The 21,590-nt window shown below is 66.4% G+C and carries 14 protein-coding genes and 3 pseudogenes; 12 read left to right on the forward strand and 5 right to left on the reverse strand.

All coding sequences use genetic code 11. The annotated features are described in order from the left end of the window. Positions 1-3: 3 nt before the first annotated feature. The 3 genes and pseudogenes from OKW26_RS18925 to OKW26_RS18935 all read right to left on the reverse strand — a co-directional run. Positions 4-282, reverse strand: a complete 279-nt coding sequence (locus tag OKW26_RS18925; RefSeq protein ID WP_429354748.1) for a DUF2934 domain-containing protein — start codon at positions 280-282, stop codon at positions 4-6. Between the two features lie 300 nt (positions 283-582). Next, positions 583-855: a DUF6723 family protein gene (locus OKW26_RS18930; RefSeq protein ID WP_184059249.1), complete on the reverse strand. Its 273-nt coding sequence runs from the start codon at positions 853-855 to the stop codon at positions 583-585. Between the two features lie 168 nt (positions 856-1,023). Beyond that, a pseudogene (locus tag OKW26_RS18935) lies at positions 1,024-1,284 on the reverse strand (hemerythrin domain-containing protein); the annotation flags it as partial. 104 nt (positions 1,285-1,388) lie between these two features. Here OKW26_RS18935 and OKW26_RS18940 point away from each other — a divergent pair. From OKW26_RS18940 to OKW26_RS18950, 3 genes and pseudogenes are all read left to right on the forward strand, one after another. After that, complete coding sequence (locus tag OKW26_RS18940) at positions 1,389-2,468, forward strand: glycosyltransferase family 4 protein (protein WP_429354749.1); 1,080 nt, start codon at positions 1,389-1,391, stop codon at positions 2,466-2,468. Between the two features lie 353 nt (positions 2,469-2,821). Then, complete coding sequence (locus tag OKW26_RS18945) at positions 2,822-3,811, forward strand: chemotaxis protein CheB (protein ID WP_429354750.1); 990 nt, start codon at positions 2,822-2,824, stop codon at positions 3,809-3,811. A 104-nt stretch (positions 3,812-3,915) separates the two neighbouring features. After that, positions 3,916-7,999 (forward strand): annotated as a pseudogene (locus OKW26_RS18950) (CheR family methyltransferase). 56 nt (positions 8,000-8,055) lie between these two features. Here the strand turns inward: OKW26_RS18950 and OKW26_RS18955 are convergent. Then, positions 8,056-8,517, reverse strand: a pseudogene (locus OKW26_RS18955) (phophatidylserine decarboxylase associated domain-containing protein); the annotation flags it as partial. A gap of 57 nt (positions 8,518-8,574) precedes the next feature. Between OKW26_RS18955 and OKW26_RS18960 the strand changes: the two are divergent. Further along, entirely contained in the window at positions 8,575-9,282 is a 708-nt protein-coding gene (locus OKW26_RS18960; protein WP_429355255.1) for a PIG-L deacetylase family protein, read from the forward strand. A gap of 55 nt (positions 9,283-9,337) precedes the next feature. Next, positions 9,338-10,270 (forward strand): glycosyltransferase family 2 protein, encoded by a 933-nt coding sequence (locus tag OKW26_RS18965; protein ID WP_429354751.1) that lies wholly within the window; start codon positions 9,338-9,340, stop codon positions 10,268-10,270. A gap of 31 nt (positions 10,271-10,301) precedes the next feature. On the opposite strand, the gene OKW26_RS18970 is transcribed toward OKW26_RS18965, so the two are convergent. After that, entirely contained in the window at positions 10,302-12,995 is a 2,694-nt protein-coding gene (locus OKW26_RS18970) for an ATP-binding cassette domain-containing protein (RefSeq protein ID WP_429354752.1), read from the reverse strand. A gap of 378 nt (positions 12,996-13,373) precedes the next feature. Between OKW26_RS18970 and OKW26_RS18975 the strand changes: the two genes are divergently transcribed. From OKW26_RS18975 to OKW26_RS19005, 7 genes are all read left to right on the forward strand, one after another. Next, a complete protein-coding gene (locus OKW26_RS18975; RefSeq protein WP_429354753.1) occupies positions 13,374-14,681 on the forward strand; it encodes a glycosyltransferase family 4 protein in 1,308 nt (435 codons plus the stop codon). Positions 14,682-14,804: 123 nt separating this feature from the next. Further along, entirely contained in the window at positions 14,805-15,407 is a 603-nt protein-coding gene (locus OKW26_RS18980) for a D-glycero-alpha-D-manno-heptose-1,7-bisphosphate 7-phosphatase (protein WP_429354754.1), read from the forward strand. Then, positions 15,404-16,645 (forward strand): lipopolysaccharide heptosyltransferase II, encoded by a 1,242-nt coding sequence (gene waaF, locus OKW26_RS18985; RefSeq protein ID WP_429354755.1) that lies wholly within the window; start codon positions 15,404-15,406, stop codon positions 16,643-16,645. The genes OKW26_RS18980 and waaF overlap by 4 nt, the downstream gene beginning before the upstream one ends. A 22-nt stretch (positions 16,646-16,667) precedes the next feature. Beyond that, positions 16,668-18,413, forward strand: a complete 1,746-nt coding sequence (locus tag OKW26_RS18990; protein ID WP_429354756.1) for a carbamoyltransferase family protein — start codon at positions 16,668-16,670, stop codon at positions 18,411-18,413. Further along, positions 18,410-19,498: a glycosyltransferase gene (locus OKW26_RS18995; RefSeq protein WP_429354757.1), complete on the forward strand. Its 1,089-nt coding sequence runs from the start codon at positions 18,410-18,412 to the stop codon at positions 19,496-19,498. Before OKW26_RS18990 ends, OKW26_RS18995 begins: the two co-directional genes overlap by 4 nt. Next, a complete protein-coding gene (locus OKW26_RS19000; RefSeq protein ID WP_429354758.1) occupies positions 19,495-20,634 on the forward strand; it encodes a glycosyltransferase family 9 protein in 1,140 nt (379 codons plus the stop codon). The genes OKW26_RS18995 and OKW26_RS19000 overlap by 4 nt, the downstream gene beginning before the upstream one ends. Further along, the gene (locus tag OKW26_RS19005) at positions 20,624-21,580 is read left to right on the forward strand and encodes a glycosyltransferase family 4 protein (RefSeq protein ID WP_429354759.1); all 957 of its coding nucleotides are present in this window, start codon (positions 20,624-20,626) and stop codon (positions 21,578-21,580) included. The genes OKW26_RS19000 and OKW26_RS19005 overlap by 11 nt, the downstream gene beginning before the upstream one ends. Positions 21,581-21,590: the final 10 nt, after the last annotated feature.

Consider the following 21,590-nt stretch of genomic DNA (forward strand, 5'->3'; position numbering starts at 1 on the left):
CGCTTATCCGGCGCGCGGCCGCGTGGCGCGCTTCGGCGGTTCGATGTCATCGCCCGACATTTCCTGCAGTTGCTCTTCGGGCGCGATGCGCGAGCCGCGCTCGCGCTCCGCGGACTGATCGGTCGGCTCCTGCGGCACGGCAGCGTCGTCGGCCGCGCCTTCCGCCTCGATCTGCCCGCGCGCTTCTTCCCAATGGTCGTCGGCTTTCCCTTCCGGCGACGGATCGTTTTCCCAGATCTGGTACGCCCGCGTGCGAATGCGGGCTTCGAGTTCCTTGTCCATATGTGCTTCTCCGTGAACATGAGCGATGCCTCGGTACGGCGCCACATGCACCGTGCCCGAATGACGGCGAGCCACAGGCCAGCAAGCGTTGTTCCGCGCGTCGCACGTTCGTTCGATGGCACCCCGCTATTCGACGTGCGAATCAAATCAGCGCGCCGCCGGACTGGTGCTCGAGGAAGTCGACGTCGACGACGTCAGAACGAAAACGGCGGGCGCACAGATCCACCGCGTGCCGGTCGTGAACCAGGGCAAGCGTTTGACGGGGAGGGTGTCGCCAGGCGATGTCGCGACGGGCCGCGCTCACGCCTCGGGACAGGCAAGGTCGGCCGCGACGATTCGCGCACCGTACTCCTCGGCGGCGAGCCGCGCTTCCTCGATACTGTTGAAGGGACCGACTTCGGGCGCGCCATCGAACGGGAACAGACGGCGGCCATCCACTTTACGGCTCACCAGTAGATCGGCATAGAATCGCCCATCGGCGCTGCGGCGCGCGGTGACGTAGATGGAAAAGTCGTCGCGCGAGGCGACCCCTGCCGCCAGATACGGCGTCAGTTTCAACTTTCTCCTTGACATGGCTCTCCCCTGCTGCATCAGGCGATCCTGTTGTACCCTCCTGAAATCGATGTTAATGGACTTGTAACGGGGTGCGCACGTCCGTAAGTGTCGACTTATAGACATGACTGTCGCAGCGACGTCTTAAACGAATCAGTGCGAGCGCCGCGCGCAAATTCAAGACTCCCATCAGGTCTTGTCGCCGACCGCGCGACTGCCCGCCTGATCCAGCCTGGCTTGCAGCGTTTGCTTGCGCGCCGCGATCTTTTCACCGAGCGCGGCGAGATCGCAGCCGGTGCGCCGCAAGGCCGGAAAGAGTTCGCCTTCCTCTTCCTCGACGTGATGCCGCACGAGCTCGGACATGACCTTGAACGTCGCGTCGAAGCCTTTGTCGCCCGGCTTCAGCGTCTCGAACTTCGCGATCAGCGTTTTCACCAGAAAATGCTCGACGTCGCCATACCGCGCCAACGGTCCCGCGTCGGTACGTCACTTGCTGCTGGTGGTCCGGCGCGGCATGTTGCGCGCTAACCTCTCCTTCCTCTTTTCAACGACTGATGAGAATCGCCCAGATCGCTCCGCTTTACGAAAGCGTGCCGCCGTACGCGTACGGCGCCACCGAACGCGTCGTGTCGTATCTGACCGAAGAGCTGGTCGCGCGCGGCCACGACGTGACGCTCTATGCGAGCGCCGATTCGACGAGCGCCGCGCGGCTCGTGCCGATCTGCCCGCGCGGTCTTTGGCGCGACGCGAACGTGTGGGACACGCAAACCCATCACATCAGGCAGCTCGCGCGCGTGATTCGCGACGCGGACCGCTTCGACGTCGTCCATTTTCACGGCGAGCCGCTGCATTTCGCGTGGGCCGAGCGCCTGCCATGCCGTACGCTGACGACGCTGCACGGCCGTCTGCTGCTGAACGATCATGGCCCGCTGTTTCGCGAATTCGCGCGCGTGCCGGTGGTGTCGATTTCCGCGAGCCAGCGCCGGTCCGTGTCGTGGGCGAACTGGCAGGGCACCGTCCATCACGGACTGCCGCTCGACCAGTTCGAATTTGAACCGATGGCCGGTTCCTACCTACTTTTTCTCGGCCGCATGATGCCGGAGAAACGTCCCGATCTCGCAATCGAAATCGCCCGGCGCAGCGGCTTGCCATTGAAGATCGCCGCGAAGATTCATCCCGGCGAACGCGACTATTTCCGCGAACGCATCGATCCGCTCTTGCGCCGCTCTGGCGCGTTCACCGAATACCTTGGCGAAGTCGGCGGCCTCGCGCGCCGGCAATTGATCGAGAACGCGCGCGCGTTGCTGCTGCCCATCGAATGGGACGAGCCGTTCGGCATGGTGATGATCGAGGCGATGGCATGCGGCACGCCGGCTATCGCGTTTCGCCGCGGCGCGGTGCCCGAATTGATCGAAGACGGCGTGAGCGGCCTGATCGTCGATAACGTGGACGAGGCCGTGCAAGCGGTTGCGCGCATCGACGGTATCGAGCGCGGCGCGTGCCGCCGCGCGTTCGAGCGCCGCTTCACGGCCGCGCGCATGACCGACGACTATCTGACGATCTACGACGCGCTGCTCGCGCACGACACGAGCGGCCGCCCGCGAGCAACGGGCAGTCAGCCCGCGCCAGTGTAATTGCATTAACCGGACCGCCCGCGCGGCGCACTTCGGCTTCGCGGGGCGTCCGGCTCTGCATCACCGCGAGCACTGCCGCAGCGATGTCCACTTGCGGACCAGATTCACGAACTGGGTCGATTCGCGCGGCAGCTGATCTTGAACGACATTCGTCATATGCATTGTGCGAGCTTCGCGCGGCGCTTTCGGCCCGCGTGCCTGGATTGTGGCGGAGGCTGAAAACCGCCGTCGCCAAAAGAACGTTTTTACCGGCAACGCCCCAAAAAATGCAGCGACGGCATATGGCTTGCTGGTTTGTTTGACTAACAGGAAAGGTCCGCTTGCACGCCCCGCTTCCACGTCCCGGAGCCCACTTGACCCACCGCGACTTCATCGTAATCGGCACGTCCTCGGGAGGGGTCGATGCGCTTCGTTCGCTTGCCTCGCAGCTTCCCGTCGATATGCCCGCCAGCATCGCCGTCGTGCTGCATATCGGCGCGCATGGCAGCATGCTGCCCGCGCTTCTGAACCAGGCCGGACCGCTACCCGCCAAGCACGCACAGGATGGCGAACATTACGCGCCCGGCAGAATTTACGTGGCGCCGCCCGATCGGCACCTCGTCGTCGAGGATGGGCTACTGCGGCTTCGGCACGGCGCGAAAGAGAACTTCGCGCGCCCGGCGATCGACCCTCTCTTTCGCACTGCGGCCGCGCAGATAGGGCCCCGCGCGATCGGCGTGATCCTGACCGGCCTGCTCGACGACGGCACCGCGGGCCTCGAAGCAATTCAGGCGTGCGGCGGCGCGACGCTCGTCCAGGACCCGGCCGACGCGTTCGCGAGCGAGATGCCGCGACATGCATCGCCGTTTGCCGACCACGTGCTGCCGCTCGATCAAATGGGGCAATGTTTGGTAAAACTGACCGGCGGCAACGCCGGCGCGCTGGGAAAAAACGGCCGTGCGCGGCGCGAGGCGACCGATCGCATCGTTCTCGAACAAGACGCGTGGCTGGCCGGCACCACGGCATTCGAAGCAATCAGGGGACTCGCGACGCCCTCGACTTTCACATGCCCCGAATGCAACGGCACGCTGTGGCGCATCACCGGATCTCGAGTGATGCGTTATCGCTGTCATACCGGTCATGCGTATTCGGCCGCGTCGCTCGGCGACGGCCGCATGACGGATGCCGAGGACTCATTGCGCAAGGCGCTGCGTGCGCTGCGCGAGCGCGAAATGTTTAGCCGCGAGTTGCGCGACCATTTCGCCAAAACCGGAGATACCGCCGCCCAACAGCGCGAGGAGGATAATGCGCTGCGCGCGAGGCACGCGGCCGAACTGCTGCAGTCGATGCTGATGGAAAAATGAGTGCAATGCGGGATAATAGCCGTCCGAGCCAGCAAGAAATGGGCTCGTCGCCCTATAAAAATCCACCGCTGAACACTATCCTTTCCAAGAAGGGACACGCAGCCATGTCAAAGAAGCGAGGGCAAACTCTGCCTAGCCAGGCACTCTATCCGATCGTCGGTATCGGCGCATCGGCGGGGGGGCTTAACGCGCTGACGGAGTTCTTCGAGGCGCTGCCCGCGCACACGTCGATGGCCTTCGTCGTGGTCGTTCACCTGTTGCCGGATCACGAAAGCAATCTGGCCTCACTGCTGCAGAAAGTCACCAGCATGTCCGTGCAGCAGGTCACAGGCCCCACGCCGATCGAATCGGACCACGTCTATCTGGTCGCGCCCTCGTTCGAGATGATCATGGTCGACGGCTACCTGCGCGTCACGCGGAAGCTGCCCGAGGAAGGACGCCGCGCGAGCATCGATCTGTTTTTCCGCACGCTCGCCGAGGCGCACCGCGAACGCGCGATAGGCATCGTGATGTCGGGAGCGGGCTCGGACGGCTCGGTCGGCTTGTCGCGCATCAAGGAAATGGGCGGCATCACGCTCGTGCAGGACCCTTCCGAGGCCGAATACGACAGCATGCCGCGCAGCGCAATCGCGACCGGCATGGCCGACTTCGTGATGACCGCGGCCGAGATGCCGCAACGGCTGCTCGATCTGTGGTCCACCGCGCGGGAAATCCATCTGCCGGCCGCGGAGGCGGACGAGCCCGAGGAAGACACGGTCAACGAGTCGGCCGAGCGCGCGCTGCGCGAAATCATGGTGATTCTGCGCACCCGCACCGCACACGATTTCCGACATTACAAACGGGCTACGGTTCTGCGGCGTATCGAACGCCGGCTGCAAGTCAACGGCATTACCGACCTGCAGGTGTATCGCGATTATCTGCATCTGCACCCTGAAGAAACCCAGGCGCTGTTGCAGGACATGCTGATCAGCGTCACCAATTTCTTCCGCGACAAGGAAGCGTTCGACGTGCTCGAACGTGAAGTATTGCCGCCCCTGTTCGAAAGCCGCGGCGAACAGGACCGCATCCGCGTGTGGTCGGTGGGCTGCGCGACGGGCGAAGAAGCCTATTCGCTGGCGATGCTGCTGCAGGAACGCTCGCTGAAATCGCCCGAGGGCGTGTCTTTTCAGGTATTCGCGACCGACATCGACGAGCGCGCCATTTTCCCTCGCGCGCGCCGGTGTGTACCCGGACTCGATCTCCGCCGACCTGACGCCGGCGCGCATCCGCCAGTTCTTCACGAGGGACGCCGCGCATTTCCGGATCAAGAAAGAGCTGCGCGAGCACATGCTGTTCGCCCACCATAACGTGCTGAGCGACCCGCCGTTCTCGCGGCTCGACATGATCTGCTGCCGCAACCTGCTGATCTACCTCGACCGCGAAGCGCAGATCGAAATCCTGAAGATGTTCCACTTCGCGCTGCGTCCCGGCGGCATGCTGTTCCTCGGCAGCTCGGAGTCGGCCGACGGCGTGAGCTCGATGTTCACCGTGGTCGACAAGCGCAACCGCATCTATCGCGCGAACATGGCGGTACGCAGTGACACGCCGCTGCCGATCGCGATTTCCGGCACCATGAGCTCGCGGCCTGTCGTGACCACGGTGCAGCCGCCGGGGCGCCGGCGCTTTTCGTTCGGCGATCTGCATCAGCGGCTCGTCGAGCAATATGCGCCGCCCAGCGTGCTGGTGAGCCGCGAATCCGAAATCGTTCATCTGTCCGATCGCGCCGGGCGTTTTCTGCAGTATTCCGGCGGCGAGCCGTCGCACAACATCGTGGCCGTCGTGCGTCCGGAACTGCGGCTGGAACTGCGCACCGCGATCTATCAGGCCTTGCACACGAACCGCAGCGTCGAAGCGCGCCGCGTGCGCATCGAGCGCGATGGCCGGTCGTACTTCGTCAACATGACCGCGCGGCCCGTGCACGATCCGGAAGCGAACGCGGACTTCGTGCTGGTGCTGTTCGACGAGGTCGAGGACAGCGTGGCGAACGCCGAAACGGCGCCGGCCGACGTGCAGAAAGACCCGATCATCACTCAGCTCGAACGGGAACTGCAACGCACGAAGGAACAGTTGCAGTCCACGATCGAGCAGTCGGAAACCTCAACCGAGGAGCTGAAGGCATCGAACGAGGAATTGCAGGCGATCAACGAGGAACTGCGCTCGGCGACCGAGGAACTCGAAACCAGCAAGGAAGAGCTGCAATCGATCAACGAGGAGTTGACCACGGTCAACGCGGAGCTGAAGTCGAAGGTCGAGGAAACCGGCAAGATCAACGACGACTTGCACAACCTGATCGCCGCGAACGACATCGGCACGATCTTCGTCGACCGCAACATCTGCATCAAGCGCTATACGCCGCGCGCAACCGACGTCTTCAGCATCATTGCGTCGGACATCGGCCGTTCGCTGCTCGACATCACGCACCGCCTCGAATACGACAAGCTCGCCGACGACGCGGCCGAGGCATTCGACTCGTTGCGCCTGATCGAACGCGAGCTGAAGAGCAACGACGGGCGCTGGTATCTCGCGCGCTTCGTGCCTTACCGCACGACCGAAGACCGCATCGACGGCGCGGTGCTGTCGTTCATCGACATCACCGGGCGGCGTCAGGCGGAAGACCGGCTGCGCGAAGGCGAGCGGCGCATGCGCATCGTCGCGGAAAGCACGCGCGACTACGCGATCATCACGTTCGACGACAATGGCGTGATCAACAGCTGGAACGCGGGCGCGGAACGGATTTTCGGCTATACGGAAGCCGATATGATCGGCCAGTCCGCCGACATCCTGTACACCGAAGAGGACCGCGCCGACAACGTCGCGCAACGCGAGTTCGCCGAAGCGCGTCTGAATGGCCGCGCCGAAGAGGAGCGCTGGCATTTGCGCAAGGACGGCACGCGCTTTTTCGCGAGCGGCGTGCTGTCCCGCCTCGACGAACCGGGCATCAGCGGCTTTGCGCAGATCACGCGCGATCTCGGCGAATATGTGAACGAACCGACCTCGGGACGCGGCACCCATGTCGAATCGCTGCGCGCGGCAAGCGAGCGCGACGCGCAGCGGCGCCGCGACGAATTTCTCGCGGTCGTGTCGCACGAGCTCAAGCATCCGCTGAACCTGATTTCGGCCAGCGCCGAGCTGATCGCGCGCGCGCCGGAAACGCGGCAGAACCTGAACGTGTCGCGCGCGACCGATACGATCCGCCGCACCGTGATGGGCCAGGCGCAAATCATCGACGATCTGCTCGACATTTCGCGCGTGCGCACGGGCAAGCTGTCGGTCGTGCGCACCGTAGTGGACATGCGCGAGATCGTGCAGCGCGTGTGCAGCGCGGTGCAGGACGATACGGCGCAGCGCGGCGTCGCGTTGAGGGTCGACATCACCGATGCGCCCGTGATCATTCACGCGGACCTCACGCGGATCGAGCAGATCGTGTGGAATCTGATCAGCAATGCGCTGAAGTTCACGCAGCGCGGTTCGATTCAGGTGTCGTTGCAGGTCAACGATCACGCCGAGGCCGTGCTGCGCGTCAGCGATACCGGCATCGGCATCGAGGCGTCGCTGCTGCCGCATATCTTCGAGATGTTCCAGCAGAGCCGCGATCCGGGCTTGCGCCGCGGGGGCCTCGGCATCGGCCTCGCGCTGGTGCGTGATCTGGTCAACCTGCACGGCGGCGCGGTGCGTGCGGAGTCGGACGGCGTCGGCCGCGGCGCGACTTTCACGGTGACCCTGCCCACCCACCGGCTCGCCACCCGCACGAGCGCGGATATCGAAGTCACCGCCGAGCCGTTGAAAGGCACGCGCATCCTGATGGTCGACGACGACGCCGCGACCGTCGAAACCTTCAAGCTGCTGCTGGAAAGCGAGGGCGCCGAAGTGCGGACCGCGACGAGCGGCGAGGAAGCGTTGACGATCATCAACGGCAACGCGCCCGATATCATCCTGTCCGACATCGGCATGCCGGGCATGGACGGCATGGAGTTCATCGGCAAGCTGCGCGGCATGCCGGCGATGAAGTCCGTGATCTGTATCGCGGTCAGCGGCTTCGGCCAGCAGGCGGACGTCAGCGCGGCCGAACACGCGGGCTTCGACGCGCACCTGAAAAAACCGGTGGTTCTCGAAGACCTGATGAGTATTTTCGCGCGGCTGCGCGGCTGAACTAGCGGCTTGACGGGGCGCAACGCATCTATCCGTTGCTTTGCGACGACGACGCGTTGCGCGAGGCCGATCCGTTTGTCGGCCTCAGGGCTGAACCAGCCGTCGGGCGACGACGTATTTAAATGCGCGCGTGAATGCGGGCCGCTCAGGAAGCCAGACCAGCAGTTCAGCACGTGCTTGAGTTGCGCATTGAGCGCCGGGTCGCGAAACAGCGCGTAGCCGGACGGCATGCACATCGGCCAGTCGAGCACCGCGTTCAGCGGACAGTGAATCAGATCGGATTCGCTGAACGGCGGTGCGTAGGTCATCAGGTAGTCGACGATCGTCATCAGCTCGTCGATCGATGCATAGCCGAGCACGTAGCCCGCCTCTTGCGCCTGAATGATGGCCCGCGTCATATCCATGCGCAGCACCGGATCGCCTTCGATCAGCGCCGCGAGTTCTTCAACGGCGCGCGTGCGTGGCGCCGTGCGCGCACGTTCGCGTAGTAGTAGAACCGCAATGGGAGCAAGTACTATTCCCGCACCGACCCTTCGCGCACCGCGCCGGCGGAATGCAGCTTGCTACTCGCCGGTATGGAATCGGACCAGCGCTTGCTCGTCATCTCACCGCATCTCGACGATGCGGTCCTCAGCTGCGGACTTCTGATCGCCGCGCATCCCGGCGCGGTCGTCTGCACGGTTTTCACCGCGCCGCCCGCCGAGAACATGACGACCGATTGGGACCGCGCGGCCGGTTTCGCCGACGCGTTCGAAGCGATGCGGGCGCGTCAGGCGGAAGACTGGGAGGCGCTGGGGTTGTTGTCGGCGATTCCGGTACATCTGCTGTTTCGCGACGCGCAATACCACGCATCGCCTGATGCGGACGAGCTGATCGCCGCGTTGAACCACGCTGTTTCCGAAACAAAACCCACACTGATCGTCATGCCGTTGGGTCTGTTCCATTCGGATCACGTTCTCGTGTCCAATGCCTGTCTCGCCCTGGTGCGGCGTCAGCCAGCCACGCAGTTCGTCGCGTATGAAGACGTGCCCTACCGGCGCATGTCCGGCGTCGTGCAAGCGCGCCTGTCCGACCTCGCGAAACGCGGCTACGCCGCCAACACACCGCATGCGTTGGACGTGCCCCGCACTACGCAACACGAGCGCACGAAGCGCGCGGCACTCGACGCCTATCGCAGCCAATTGCGCGCATTCGGTCCCGAAGGACAGGCAAGCCTTTTTTCGTCCGAACGCTATTGGCAGCTTGGCCGCGACGAATCGGGTCGATCAACGCAAAACGCGTGACGCACGGCACGAGGTTTGCGTCGTCGCAGTCCAACCGTCGAAGCGATTGCACAGCATGCAAACCAAAGCCCCCCACCCGCGTATTTCGGTCGTCGTTCTCACGTATAACCGTGCGGGCGAATTGCTCACTACCCTGGAACGTCTGCTCGCGTTACCCGAAAACCCGCCGATCATCGTCGCCGACAACGGTTCCACCGACAACACGGTCGCACTCGTCGAAGCGCGCTATCCGAGCGTTCGCGTCGTCGAATGCAACGGCAATCTCGGCGCGGCAGGGCGCAACCACGCGGTCGCGTGCGTCGAGACCGACTATGTCGCGTTCTGCGATGACGACACCTGGTGGGGCCCGGGCTCGCTCGAACGCGCGATGCAATTGCTCGATGCATGGCCGCGCGTCGGTGTGCTGAATGCGCGTGTCGCGGTCGGCGCGGACAACACGACGGATCCGACCTGTGCGTTGATGCGCGCAAGCCCGCTCGGCCGTGTCGGTCTGCCGGGGCCCTCCTTGATCGGCTTGATGGCGGGCGCGTGCGTGTTTCGCGCGGCGCTGTATCGCGAGATCGGCGGCTATGAGCCGCGTCTTTTCATCGGCGGTGAGGAAACACTCGTTTCGCTCGACGTGCTCGCGTCGGGACATGCGATCGTCTACTGCGAGCAGTTGACGCTCCATCACCATCCGTCGCCGGTGCGCGATAGCGCGTTGCGCCGTCGCATGCTCGCGCGCAACGCCGCGTGGGTCGCGTGGCTGCGTCTGCCGTTGGGCGAAGCGTTGAGCGCGACTGTGCGCGCCCTCGACGTATTCGCGCGGGAAGGCACGCTGCTGCGCGACGGCACCGAATTACTGGCCGGGCTGGCGTGGACCGTGCGAGAACGCCGGGTAGTCCCCCGGTCGATCCTCGCGATGCGCGACCGCGTGCGCGCGGCCGAGCGCAATCTCGACGCGTCCGCAACGACGACTGTTGGTGGCAAGTTCGACGCGCCGATCTGAGACCTCGCTCAGACCTGAATCGCGCGCATCATTATCGCGGCAACGCCGTGTCCGTGCGCGACGGCGCCTGCGCGAGCCGCCGGATCGCGGCGATCAGTTCTGCGGGCGCCACGGGCTTGTGCAAGTGCGTGTCGAAACCCACGGTGCGCGCGCGCTGTTCGTCGAGTGCGTCCGTGTAGCCGGTCAGCGCGATCGCGGGCAGTGGCCCGCCGCGTATCGACGGCCGCCCGCCTTCCAGTGCGCGCAAACGGCTCAGCACGTCATAACCATCCTCGCCGGCCAGCATCAGATCGCAGAGCAGCACGTGCGGCCATTGCGCCGGGTCCGTCGCGCGCAGCCAGTCCAGCGCTTCGGTGCCCGCTGCACATAGCCGTACGCGTGCGCCGCTCGTGCTCAGCACCGCTTCGAGCGCGTCGCGCGCTTCTTCCTGGTCGTCGATCGCGAGCACGAACAGGCCATCGAGCGGAGCGGGCTCCGCCGAATCCGGCGCCGTGGGCGCCGACGCCAGTGGCGGTTGCGCATCCGCGACCGGCCGCAGCGGCAGCATCGCCACATAGGCGAGCCGCCCGTTCAGCGGCGTCAGCGTGAAGCTGCCGCCCGCGGCCGCCAGCGCGCTTTCCATCTGCCGCGCCGCCGCCTGCGATAGCTCGGCCGGCTTGTCGCCCATGCCGAGCACGCTGAACCACACATGATTGCCGTGCCGCTGCGCGCGCAACGCGATGCGCTGCCCCGGGCTCGCCTGCGCGATCTCATTGCGGCACAACTCGGCGATCAACGGTTGCAGCACGCTCGGATCGCCGGTCACCCGCAGCTCGTGGTCGGACGGTTCCGCGTAGACGACGACGCGCTGCTCGGCGATCTCGTCGTGCAAGGCATCGATCACACCCGCCGTCAATGCGCTGACGCTGACCGATCGCGCGGTCAGCCGGCGCTGCGCGTGTTCGAGTTCACCCTGCTGCCATTGCAGCGACCACATCTTCGCGTACACGCCCTCGCGCGCGAGCAGTTCCCGATGCGTGCCCTGCTCGACCACCTGGCCGTGCTCCATCACCAGAATCCAGTCCGCGTCGACGACGGTAGAAAGTCGATGCGCGATCACGATCGACGTGCGGCCTTGCGCGAGGCGCGTCAGCTCGGTCTGGATCGCGCGCTCGGAGCGCGTGTCGAGCGCCGAGGTCGCCTCGTCGAACACGATGATGCGCGGGTCCTTCAGAATCGCGCGCGCAATCGCGATGCGCTGCCGCTCGCCGCCCGATAGCCGCACGCCCCGCTCGCCGACGCGCGTGTCGTAATGGTCGGGCAAGCGCTCGATGAACTCGTCGAGCTGCGCGGCCCGCGCCGCCCGCACGACGTCCGCGCGCGTCGCCGACGGACGTCCATAGGCAATGTTGTAGGCGATCGTTTCATTGAACAGCACGGTGTCCTGCGGCACGATGCCGATGGCCTCGCGCAGACTGCGCTGCGTGAGCATGCTGATGTCTTGCCCGTCGATGCGGATCATGCCGCGCTCGGGCCGATAGAGGCGAAACAGCAGCTTCACGAGCGTCGATTTGCCCGAGCCGCTGCCGCCGACCACCGCGAGCGTCTTGCCCGGATACGCGTGAAAGTCGACATCGCGCAGCACCTGCCGCGCCGTGTCGTAGCCGAAATCGACGTGTTCGAACTCGATCAGCCCCGCGCCGACCTTCAGCGGCTGCGCGTCGCGCGCATCGATATCCTCGCCGACGCGGCCGCGCGCCGCCAGAATCACGAACATGCGCTCGACGTTGACGAGCGCGTCGTTGGTCTCGCGAAACACGAAGCCGAGCGTGTTCAGCGGCATGCAGATCTGGATCAGGTAGGCGTTCACCAGAATCAGATCGCCGACGCTCATGCTGCCGGCCACCACGTGCTGCGCGGCGAGCAACATGACCGCCGCTACCCCGAGCGCGATCACCGCGCTCTGTCCCACGTGCAAGGCGGTCAACGCGTTCTGGTTAGCGATGCGCGCGTGCACCCACTTCTCCAGCACGTTGCCGAGCCGTTGCGTCTCGCTCTCTTCGGTCGCGAAGTATTTGACCGTGTCGTAGTTCAGCAGACTGTCGACGAGCCGCCCGTCCGATTGCGCTTCGAGCAGATTGACCGCGCGCTGGAATGCGACGCGCCGCCGCGTGAACACGAACGTATAGCCCGCATACAGCACGAAGGTCACGACGATCGCGAGCAGGAATTCGCGCGCGTAGCTATGCACCATGATCCCGACGATCACCGCGATCTCGAAGAAGGTCGGCACGATCGCGAACAGCGCGGTGCCGAGCAGAAAGCCGATGCCGTCGGCGCCTTTCTGCACGTCGCGCACGATCGCGCCAGTCTCGCGCCGCGCATGAAAGCGCGCGCTCAACCGATGCAGATGCGCGAAGGTCCGCTCGGTCAGCGCCGCGACCGTGCGTTGCACGACGATGCTGAACACGACGTCGCGCGCCTCGTTCAGCGCGTCGCCGAAAAATCGTAGCAGCGCATAGGCGAGCACGAGGAACACTGGAAACGCCACCTGGGCGAGCGGATGGCTCAGTTCGTCGACGATGTGCTTCAGCGTGAGCGGCATCAGCACAGTCGCGAGCCGCGCGGCGATCATCAGCGCGAGCGCCCCGCTGGTCTGCCAGCGATAACGCCATACCGCATGCGCGAGATCGCCGACGATTCGGCGCGTCAGTTCGGAGCGAGGCGGCGGGGCGGAATTCGGCATGAGGTCGTGGTGGGGGCACCCGGAAGAAACGTCGCACAAGTGTGGCGTCGCGCAAGCGGCGCGCCCGGGCGCAAGCAAAAAAGGCGCTGGCTCCAGCCCTTTTCCGCGCACTTCTTACTTGTTAATTGGGCGGGGTCCTGCGCCCATCCTGGTACCGGCGCGGCGCAAGCGGTTCGAAGTTACATGACCGTATGTAGAAACAGGGGACGCCACAGCGCTTCTCTACCCACGACAAAGGGCACGCTACAGCGCTTCGTACGGTTCCGCGCGACGTTTGCGTCGTTTGTCCGCACCGCAGGATGCGAATGGCACACCACATGCTGTGCGCCGCTTACGAAAGTCAACATCAATAGCCGCTCATCGCAGGAAGGAATGCCAATGAAGATCGCCCTGATCAGCGAACACGCGTCGCCACTTGCTGTCGCCGGTGGCGTCGACAGCGGCGGACAGAACATCTACGTCGCGAACGTCGCGCGTCAACTGGTGGAAATGGGCCATCAGGTCGACGTGTTCACGCGCCGCGATCGCGCACTGCTGCCCGAGCGCGTCGACATGGACGGCGTGCGCGTGATTCATGTGCCCGCGGGACCGCCGCGGCAATTGCCAAAGGAACGACTGCTGCCATTCATGGACGAGTTCGCCGCGTTTCTGAGCGCGTTCTTTCGCCGCGAACCGCAGTCCTACGACGTGATGCACGCGAACTTCTTCATGTCCGGCCTCGCCGCGCTGCAAGTGAAGGCTGCGCTCGGCGTGCCGCTGGTCACGACCTTTCACGCGCTCGGCCGCGTGCGGCGTATCCATCAGGGAACGGATGACGGCTTCCCCGACGAGCGCTTCGCGATCGAAGACGAACTGGTCGCAGGCTCGGACGTGCTCGTCGCCGAATGTCCGCAGGACCAAGCCGATCTGCTCGAACACTATCGCGCCGATCCAGCGCGCATCCAGATCGTGCCGTGCGGATTCGATGCCGAGGAGTTCCGGCCCGTCGAGCGCGAAGCCGCCCGCGATGCGCTCGGCTGGCGCCAGCACGACTTCATCGTGCTGCAACTGGGCCGGCTCGTGCCGCGCAAAGGCATCGACAACGTGGTGCGCGGCGTCGGCGTGCTGAAGCACACGTTCAACGCGTCGGCGCGGCTGTACGTAGTCGGCGGCAATTCGGACGCGCCCAACGAAATCGCGACGCCGGAGATCGCGCGCCTGCGCGAGATCGCCCGCGAATGCGGCGTCGCGGAGCAGACGAGCTTCGTCGGCCGGCGTGGTCGCACGCGGCTGCGCTACTTCTATAGCGCCGCCGACGTGTTCGTGACGACGCCCTGGTACGAGCCGTTCGGCATCACGCCGATCGAGGCGATGGCCTGCGCGACGCCGGTGATCGGCGCCGATGTCGGCGGCATCCGCTACTCGATCCTCGATGGCGTGACCGGCTTTCTCGTGCCGCCGCGCGATCCGCACGCGCTCGCCGCGCGTCTCGACCGCTTGCGGCGCGACCCCGCGCTCGCGCGCCGGATGGGCGAAGCGGGTCTCGACCGGGCGCGGACCGGCTTCACCTGGCGCGGCGTCAGCGATGCGCTCGCGCAAATCTATGCACGCGCGGCAAGGCTCGCACCGACCAAGACATCGCTCGACACCGCGTCCGAGCCGGCGCAGCTACCGCTGCGAGCAGCAGCCGGAGCGTCGTCCCGTTGACGACGGCGCACGCCGCGCGAACCCGCACGGTGTGCGCATCTGGAACACGCCGCGGCCGGTCCAGCGGCTGCGGCGCGCCTTTTCCCGACTTTTGACCGAAGCTCGCGCATACCACGAACCATCATGACGCTACCCGCCGTGTTCATCGACAAGGACGGCACGCTGCTCGAAGACGTGCCCTACAACGCCGATCCCGCGCTGATGCGTTTCGCGCCGGGCGCGCGCGAAGCGCTCGCGCTGCTCGCCGCGTACCCGTACGCGCTGTTCGTGATCAGCAATCAGTCCGGCATCGCGCTCGGCAAGTTCGAAGACAGAGCGCTGTTCGACGTAGAACGCCGGCTGCGGCAGATGTTCGCCGAGTGCGGCGCCACGCTCGCCGGCGCGTACTGGTGTCCGCATCATCCGGGGGGCAGCGTCGCGCGTTACGCGATCGTCTGCGACTGCCGCAAGCCCGCGCCCGGCATGCTGCTGCGCGCGGCCGAAGAGCATGAGCTCGATCTCGCCAACAGCTGGTTCATCGGCGACATTCTCGACGACGTCGAAGCGGGCAATCGCGCCGGCTGCCGCACGATCCTGCTCGACAACGGCCACGAAACCGAATGGCGAACCGGCCCGCAGCGCACGCCGGGCGCGCGCGCCGCCGGTCTGCACGAGGCCGCGCAACGCGTCGTATTGCACGGCCTGCCGCCGGGCACCGCGGCGCGCCGCAAGGAGGCGCCGCGGTGAACGCACCTCTGCCACTTGCGCCGCCCAAGCTGGCTCACGCGCGCGCGCCCGATACGTCGCAGCCGGTGTGCTGGGGCGGCGAGGTCAAACGGATTCTGTGCGTGCGCCTCGACAATCTCGGCGACGTGCTGATGACCACGCCCGCGCTGCACGCGCTGCGCGAGTCCGCCGAAGACCGCCATCTCACGCTGCTGGCGTCGCGCAGCGGCGTCGCGCTCGCGCCGTTTCTCGACGACGTCGACGATGTGATCGAATACGACGCGCCGTGGGTCGCGCCCGCGTCGACCGTGACGCGCGATCTGCTCGACGATCACCGCATGCAGCAGCGGCTGCGGCGCGGCGGCTTCGACGCGGCGGTGATTTTCACCGTCTATAGCCAGAGCCCGTTGCCGGCCGCGATGCTGTGCTATCTCGCGGGGATTCCGCGCCGCCTCGCGCATTGCCGTGAAAACCCGTACGCGCTGTTGACCGACTGGCTGCGCGAGCCGGAGCCGCAGCAACGCACCCGGCACGAGGTGCAACGCCAGCTCGATCTGGTGCATCACGTCGGCGCGCAGACGGGCGATACCGGCATGCGCTTTCGCGTGCCGCCGGACGCGCGCCAGTCGCTCGACGCGAAACTGAGGACGCTCGGCATCTGCCGCCACACCGAGTGCGTCGTGTTGCATCCAGGTGCGACCGCTGCGTCGCGCCGCTATCCGCCCGAGCGCTTCGGCGAGGTCGCCACGCAGCTCGCGCGCGAGACCGGCGCCTCGGTGCTCGTGACCGGCGGCGCGAGCGAGCGAGCGCTCGTCGAGACCGTCATGCGCACGGCCGCGCCCGGCGCGCGCGCGCAGCTATACGACCTGAGCGGTGCGCTGACGCTCGCCGAACTCGCCGCGCTGCTCGAACGCGCGAGCGTGCTCGTGTCCAACAACAGCGGCCCCGTGCATGTCGCGTCCGCGCTCGGCACGCCGGTCGTCGATCTTTACGCGCTGACCAACCCGCAGCACACGCCGTGGCAAACGCCGCAACGCGTGCTGTATCGCGACGTCGAATGCCGCTGGTGCTATCGCAGCGTGTGTCCGCACGGGCATCACGCCTGCCTGCTCGGCGTTCCGACCGACGAGGTCGTGCACGCGGCACTCGAATTGCGGCAAGCGCATGCGCATGCGCCGCGTCGTGGTGTATCGGAGCGCGCCGGTCGCGCCGATGACACGAGCACGCCGTCGCTGATCGATCAGCCAACCGTCCCCTGAACCCACTTCCACTGCCAATGCCATGTACACACTCGGAATCAATGCGGTCTATCACGACAGCGCCGCCGCGCTGCTGCGCGACGGTGTGGTGCTCGCCGCCGCCGAAGACGAACGCTTCACGCACGTCAAGCACGCGAAACGTCCGGTGCCGTTCTCGACCTGGCAGCTCCCGTTCGATGCGATCGACTACTGCCTGAAGGCCGCCGGCATTACGCTCGCCGCGATCGATCACGTCGCTTACTCGTACGACCCCACGCTATTCGGCGGCATGCCGAAGAGGCCGGGTGCGACGATCGAGCTGCCGTTCGATCCGGCCGGCACGCGCCCGGACAACCCGTCCGCGTCGGCGTGGGACCCGCTGTTCCTCAGCTATATCGCCAACGCGAAGGGCCAGCTGCTCGACGGCGCGCCGCATCATCTGCGCAAGCGCTTCCGGGGCGTGGATCGCGAGCACGGCTTCGCATGGCACTTCGTCGAGCACCATCTCGCGCACGAGGCGAGCGCGTTTCTCGCCGCGCCGTTCGACGACACCGCCGTGCTGACGATGGACGGCCGCGGCGAGGGCGTGACGACCAGCATGGGGCAATTCGTCGGCGGCGAGTACCAGCGTCTGAAACAGGTCGAGCTGCCGCACTCGCTCGGGCTGCTCTACGAAGCGGTCACCGACTGGCTCGGCTTCCTGCACTCGTCGGACGAGTACAAGGTGATGGCGCTCGCGTCGTACGGCAAGCCGGCTTATGTCGAGGTGTTCCGCGAGATCGTCCGCTATCGGCACGACGGCAGCTATACCGTCGACGCTCCGCGGCTGACCGAACGCTTCGGTCCCGCGCGCGAACGCGGCGGGCCGCTCGAACAACGCCACTTCGATATCGCCAATTCGTTGCAGCGCGTGCTCGAGGAGACCGTGCTGGAACTCGCGCACTGGCTGCATCGGCGGACCGGCTTGAGCCGGCTCTGCATGGCGGGCGGCGTCGCGCTGAACTGCGTGATGAACTCGAAGGTGCGCGACGCCGGGCCATTCAGCGAAGTGTGGGTGCAACCGGCGGCCGGCGACGCTGGCACCGCGCTTGGCGCGGCACTGTGGACCGACTATCGCGAGCGTGCCGCGCGCGGCGACCGCGAACGTCACTGGAGAATGGATCATGCGTATCTCGGGCCCGAATACAGCGAAGCGGAAATCGAGCAGTTCCTGCGCTGGTCGAAAGTACCGTACCGGCGACTCGCCGATATCGCCGGCGAGACCGCCGATCTGCTCGCGCAGGGCAAGGTGATCGGCTGGTATCAGGGGCGCACCGAATTCGGGCCACGCGCGCTCGGCGCGCGCTCGATCCTCGCGTCGCCGGTCGATCCGCGGATGCAGGCGAAGCTCAACGAGATCAAGGATCGCGAGGACTTTCGCCCGGTCGCGCCGGTCGTGATGGAAGAGGAAACCAACGAATGGTTCGTGAACGGCCAAACCGCGCCGTTCATGCTGTTCGTGTTCGACGTGCGCGCCGACAGGGCCGCGCGTATTCCGGCCGTGCGGCATGTGGACGGCACCGCGCGCGTGCAGACCATCAACCGCGCGCAGCACCCGCTGTACTACGACTTGCTGGCGGCGTTCAAGCAGCGCACGGGCGTGCCGATTCTCGTCAATACGTCGTTCAACACGCGCGGCGAGCCGATGGTGAATTCGCCGCGCGACGCGGTCGAGTCGTTCTGGACCTCGCCGCTCGACGCGCTCGTGATCGGCCCGTTCCTCGTCGACAAGGCGGGGGGCCGCGCATGAACGCCTCGGTCATGTGTCCGTCGCCCCTGCATGGCGGCGTGGCCGAGCGCTACAGCAGCGAAGATGCCGACGAAACCGGTCGCACGTTGCGCACGCAGTCGTGGCCCGACGTGTCGGTGGTGGTGCCCACCTACCGCCGTCCCGCGATGCTCGCGAACTGCCTTGCCGCGCTATGCGCGCAGCAGTTCGCGCCGCACCGCTACGAGATCGTGGTCTGCGACGACGGTCCCGACGAGGCCACGCGCGCCTGCGTCGAACGATTCGCGCGCGAGATGGCGCCGCGCGGGCTGGAACTGCACTACCTCCCGGTCACGCGCACCCAGGGGCCGGCCGGCGCGCGCAACGCGGGCTGGCAGTATGCGCGCGCTTCGCTGATCGCCTTCACCGACGACGACACGCTGCCCGATCCGCACTGGCTGACGGCTGGCGTCGCGGCGCTCGCGCAAGGCGCGACGGCGGCCGCCGGCACGATCGTCGTGCCGCTGCCCCCGCCGCCCGATCTGCCGACCGATTACGAAGCCGACGCGAGCGGCCTCGCGCGCGCCGAATTCGCGACCGCGAACGTGTTCGTCACGCGTGCGGCGCTCGTCGCGACCGGCGGCTTCGACGAACGGTTCACGTCGGCGTGGCGCGAGGATTCGGACCTGCAGTTCACGCTGCTTACCGCGGGCGGCCAGATCGTGCGCGCCCGCGACGCGGTGGTCGTGCATCCGGTGCGGCCCGCGCGCTGGGGCGTCAGCATCGCGCAGCAGAAAAAGAGCCAGTTCGATGCGCTGCTTTATCGCAAGCATCCCGAACTGTTTCGAACCCGCATCCGCTCGCGGCCGCCGCTGCTGTACTACGCGATTCTCTGCGCCGCGGTGCTGGCGATCGGCGGTTCGTTCGCGGATCAGCCGATGCTCGCGGGCGCGGGTTTGAGCGCGTGGTGCGGGTTGACCGGCTATTTCTGCGCGCGGCGGCTGCGCGGGCGCAACCACGGCTGGCGCCACGTCGCCGAAATGCTCTGGACGTCGATCCCCATTCCGTTTTTATCGATCTACTGGCGGCTCTATGGCGCCATCCGTTTCAAGGTGTTCTTTCCATGACCCCACCCTCGCTGCTGGCGGCGCTCGCGCCGCGCCGTATCGCCGTGTTTCGCGCGCTGCAGCTCGGCGACATGCTGTGCGCGGTGCCCGCCTTGCGCGCACTGCGCGCGGCCGCGCCGGATGCGCATATCGCGCTGATCGGACTGCCGTGGGCACGCGCGTTCGTCGAGCGCTACGCGGCGCTCGTCGACGAGCTGATCGTGTTTCCGGGCGCGGTCGGTTTTCCCGAGCAGCCCGAATCGAACGGTGGCTTGCCCGCGTTCTTCGCGCGGATGCGCGAGCGGCGTTTCGATCTGGCGATCCAGCTGCACGGCAGCGGCGGCATCGCCAACGCTCTGCTGCATCAACTCGGCGCATGTGCCGACGCAGGCTTCGTGCAGCCCGACGAGGTACCGCGCGAGGGTTGCTTCATCGATTGGCCCGATGCGCTGCCGGAGCCCGAGCGCTATCTCGCGCTGATGAGCGCACTCGGCGCGCCGACGCACGACCGGCGTCTGACCTTCCCGCTCACCGAGCTCGACCTCGACGAGTACACCGCGCTGCGCACGTATCACGGCATCGAAGACGAGCGGCTCGTGCTGGTTCACCCCGGTTCGCAATTGCCGTCGCGCCGCTGGCCCGCCGAGCGCTTCGCGGCCGTCGCCGACCACCTCGCCGCCGACGGCTGGCAGATCGCGATCACCGGCACGGCCGCCGAAGCGCCGCTGACCTGCGCGGTGCTCGGTGCGATGAGCGCGCCCGCGCTGCATCTGGCGGGTGCGACGTCGCTCGGCGGACTCGCCGCGCTGGTCGCGCATGCGCGGCTCGTGGTCTGCAACGACACCGGCATCTCGCACATCGCCGCGGCGATGGCGAGCGCGTCGGTCGTGATCGCATGCGGCAGCGACACGCGGCGCTGGGCGCCGCTCGATCATGCGCGGCATCGCGTGCTGGCCGACTATCCGGCGTGCCGGCCGTGCATGTTCCGCGACTGCCCGTATGGTCATCCGTGCGCGCTGAACGTGCAGGTCGAACAGGTGGTCGAGACCGCCCGCGAGCAGCTTGCGCGCGCGCCCGGCGCGCAACCAGGCGCGCCAGGCAGCCTGCATGAGGGAACCGTTTTGCTGTCTTTCGAGGATCTGCACCATGTTGCGTAATTGCCGCCGGCTGCGCGTGCTGACCTGGCACGTGCACGGCAACTACATGTATTACCTGAGCCAGACGCCGCACGATTTCTATCTGGTGACGAAACCCGCTCATCCGCCCGGCTATGCCGGCAAGGTCGGCGTATTGCCGTGGGGCGACAACGTGCACGAGATCGCAATCGACGACGTGCCCAACCGCGAGTTCGACGTGGTGCTGTACCAGCATCGCATCCACTGGGACCACGACCGCGAGCGCGTGCTGAGCGCCGCGCAGCAACGTCTGCCACGCGTCTATGTCGAGCACGACCCGCCGCAGGAGAACCCGTTCGAGCAATGGCATTGGGTCGACGATCCCGGCACGCTGCTGGTCCACGTCACGCACTTCAACCGGCTGATGTGGGACAGCGGCGTCACGCCGACGCGCGTGATCGAACATGGCGTCGTGGTGCCCGACGGCGTGCGCTACAGCGGCGAACTGCAGCGCGGCATCGTGGTCGTCAATCATCTCGCGCAGCGCGGCCGGCGGCTCGGCGCGGATGTCTTCAGCGAAACGCGCACGCGCGTGCCGCTCGATCTCGTCGGCATGGACGCACAGCGGCTAGACGGCATCGGTGAAATCGGCAACCTCGATCTGGCCGCGTTCAGCGCGCGCTACCGCTTCTTTTTCAATCCGATACGCTGGACCAGCCTCGGCCTCGCGATCGTCGAGGCGATGACGATCGGCATGCCGATCGTCGGTCTCGCGACGGCCGAACTCGCCACCGTGATCCGCAACGGCGAAAACGGCTTCGTGCATACCGACGTCGACGCGCTCGTCGACGCCATGCTCGGGCTGCTGCGCGATCCCGGCGAAGCGCGGCGGCTCGGCGAAGGCGCGCGGCGCACGGCGCTCGAACGCTTTCATATCGACCGTTTCGCGGAGGACTGGCACGACGCGCTGCTGCACGTCACGGCGTGATGCCACGCTG

The organism is Paraburkholderia sp. 32, from assembly GCF_050435345.1.
In the GTDB taxonomy this organism is placed as follows: Bacteria; Pseudomonadota; Gammaproteobacteria; order Burkholderiales; family Burkholderiaceae; genus Paraburkholderia; species Paraburkholderia tuberum.

Excerpts from the sequence above, each read along its gene's own strand:
- OKW26_RS18925 (WP_429354748.1), bottom strand. The coding sequence starts at position 282 with ATGGACAAGGAACTCGAAGCCCGCATTCGCACGCGGGCGTACCAGATC.
- OKW26_RS18930 (WP_184059249.1), bottom strand. The coding sequence starts at position 855 with ATGTCAAGGAGAAAGTTGAAACTGACGCCGTATCTGGCGGCAGGGGTC.
- OKW26_RS18940 (WP_429354749.1), top strand. The coding sequence starts at position 1,389 with ATGAGAATCGCCCAGATCGCTCCGCTTTACGAAAGCGTGCCGCCGTAC.
- OKW26_RS18960 (WP_429355255.1), top strand. The coding sequence starts at position 8,575 with ATGGAATCGGACCAGCGCTTGCTCGTCATCTCACCGCATCTCGACGAT.
- OKW26_RS18965 (WP_429354751.1), top strand. The coding sequence starts at position 9,338 with ATGCAAACCAAAGCCCCCCACCCGCGTATTTCGGTCGTCGTTCTCACG.
- OKW26_RS18970 (WP_429354752.1), bottom strand. The coding sequence starts at position 12,995 with ATGCCGAATTCCGCCCCGCCGCCTCGCTCCGAACTGACGCGCCGAATC.
- OKW26_RS18975 (WP_429354753.1), top strand. The coding sequence starts at position 13,374 with ATGAAGATCGCCCTGATCAGCGAACACGCGTCGCCACTTGCTGTCGCC.
- OKW26_RS18980 (WP_429354754.1), top strand. The coding sequence starts at position 14,805 with ATGACGCTACCCGCCGTGTTCATCGACAAGGACGGCACGCTGCTCGAA.
- OKW26_RS18990 (WP_429354756.1), top strand. The coding sequence starts at position 16,668 with ATGTACACACTCGGAATCAATGCGGTCTATCACGACAGCGCCGCCGCG.
- OKW26_RS18995 (WP_429354757.1), top strand. The coding sequence starts at position 18,410 with ATGAACGCCTCGGTCATGTGTCCGTCGCCCCTGCATGGCGGCGTGGCC.
- OKW26_RS19000 (WP_429354758.1), top strand. The coding sequence starts at position 19,495 with ATGACCCCACCCTCGCTGCTGGCGGCGCTCGCGCCGCGCCGTATCGCC.
- OKW26_RS19005 (WP_429354759.1), top strand. The coding sequence starts at position 20,624 with ATGTTGCGTAATTGCCGCCGGCTGCGCGTGCTGACCTGGCACGTGCAC.